Annotated in this window: 1 pseudogene; it reads right to left on the bottom strand. The window is 73.0% G+C overall.

Annotation, left to right across the window (positions count from 1 at the left end):
• Window positions 1–14: 14 nt before the first annotated feature.
• Window positions 15–2,196: pseudogene (locus ACIRPK_RS36815) on the bottom strand (hypothetical protein); the annotation flags it as partial.

The raw sequence follows: 2,196 nt of genomic DNA, 5'->3' as shown, positions 1-2,196 counted from the left end.
GTCGGCGCTGCTCACTACGGCATCGGCCGCCGGCTCCGGTGGTGGTGGCGGGCCAGCAAGGCGAGGGCGCCCAGGCCCGCGACCGCGCAGCCGAGCACCGCAGCGATCAACGTGCTGTATCCGGCACCGGTGCGGGCGAGTTGGTGGTTCCCCTGTCGGCAGCGGGCCTCGTGACTGTTCGGTGCGCAGTCCGCCGCAGCCGTCGCGCCGGACCTGCTCGGCGTCGGCTCCGGGGTGACGGTCGGCGTCGGGGCCGGTGGTACGGGCGCGGGCTTCGGCGTCGGACCGGGACCAGGAGCAGGAGCCGGGGCCGGGGTCGGGGCATCGCCGCAGTGGAGCGTGGCATCCGGCCTGTTGTTCGTGGTGATCCTGCAGGTGTTGCCGAGTGCGGCACCTGCGGTGACCGGGCCATTGTTGGTGGTGATGGAGATGCTGTTGGTCCCACCGCTCCTGGCGTCGATGCTGCCCGCATTGGTGTCGAGGGTGACGGCGTTGCCGGTACCTGCGAGGGTGATCGTGCCCGTGTTGCCCTCGCCAGGCTTGCCGACCGCCCCGGGGGAACCGGTGGTGCCGGCGCCGGTTCCGCCCGGGCCGCCCGCTCCGGCGGCGCCGCCCGCGGCGGTGATCACCGCCTGCCCGCCTGCGGGGCCGTTGACGGTGGCGCTGTTGCCGTTGCCACCGTCGCCGCCCTCACCTCCGGGCCCTCCCGGCTTCCCGTCGGTGGTATCGCCGTTCGCACCGATCCCGCCGCTACCGCCCGAACCGGCTGTGGCGGTGTAGCGGGTGGCGGTGATGGTGCCGCCGGCCGTGCCGTCACCGCCGCGCCCACCCTTTCCGCCGACCGGGTCGGTGGAGAAGTGGGACCCGAAGGCCCCCTTGCCGCCGTGGCCGCCGGTCGCGGAGACGGCGGTCGCGGAGACAGTCGTCCCGTCGATGCCGTCGCCGCCGCGGGCTCCGGGACGCACTCCGTCGTAGAAGCCGCTGGCTCCGCCCGACCCGCCGGCCGCTTCGACGACGGCGGCGTTGACGGTACCGCCGACCGTACCGGTCCCGCCCTTGCCCCCCGTGCCGCCACCGAAGGCACTGGTGTTGGAGCCGTCGGCCCCCACGAGTTTCACCGTGCCCGCGGGATTGGTGATCGTGCAGTTGACCGCGCCGTCACCACCGGCGCCGGGGAAGCTGACATCCCGGCCATAGCCGCCGCCGGCCAGGGTGACCGTGCCCTTGGGAACGGTGATGGTGCAGTCGCGGCCACCCGCTCCGCCCGGTCCGGCTTTTCCTTCGCGCGGGTTGAGGGAGCCGGGTCCCCCGGTGACGGTGACCACCGCGTCGGCCGCGGTGGGGTCGACGACGATGCTGCCCTTGATACCGGTCATGCCTTGCTCGTTGAAGCGGCCGATCCTGCCGCCGGTGACATCGGCCTTGAAGGCCCCGGAGCCGGAGTAGCGCAGGGTGACTCCACTGGAGATACCCGTGAGGTCCCCGCCGCTCCCGGTGCCGTCGTTGGTGATGTCGACCACGGTGTCACCGTCACCGAGCGTCCAGTCCTGCTTCAGACCCTGGGTGCAGGTGTAGGTGGTGGTCGCGCCCGCAGTGGCTTTGGTGCACCCCGTCGGGAGGACGACGACCGGTGCGCCGGTGCAGTTGTAGGTGCTGGCGGGTGCGTTGTTGTAGGTAATGGTGCAGGTGTTGCCGCCGGCCGAACCGGCGTTGATGAAACCGTAGTTGGCGAAGACCGTGATGTCGTTGCCGCCACCGTCCCCGGCATCGAACCTGCCCCGGTAGCCGACCGTGTTGGCGTTCACCTTGTTGCCGTTGCCCCTGACAGCCACAGTGTCGTCGTTGCCCGCCCCGTCGTAGCCGGCCGCTCCCCCGCCGCTGCCGGATGGGCCGCCCTTGCCGCCCTGGGTGTCGATCGTCGCGGGTGGAACGGTACCTCCGGGGGTCGCTGCGGTGACCTGCCCCGCGTTGCCGGTGCCGGCGTCGCCGCCGGGGCCGTTCATGCCGCCCCGACCGCCGTCGCCGCCCGTGGCGGTGAGGCTGTTGGGATGCGGGACGGAGCCGGCGGGGGCAGTCAGGGTGATCCGGTCGGCCGCGTTGCCGATCCCACCGACGCCGCCGACGAAGCCGTCCCCGCCCTGGCCGCCGATGCCACCGCGTGCGATGACGGCGGCGGCAGTGACGGTGCCTCGGTAG

Source organism: Kitasatospora sp. NPDC101801 (assembly GCF_044766665.1).
In the GTDB taxonomy this organism is placed as follows: Bacteria; Actinomycetota; Actinomycetes; order Streptomycetales; family Streptomycetaceae; genus Kitasatospora.
This window is presented reverse-complemented; position numbering and strand designations above follow the sequence as displayed.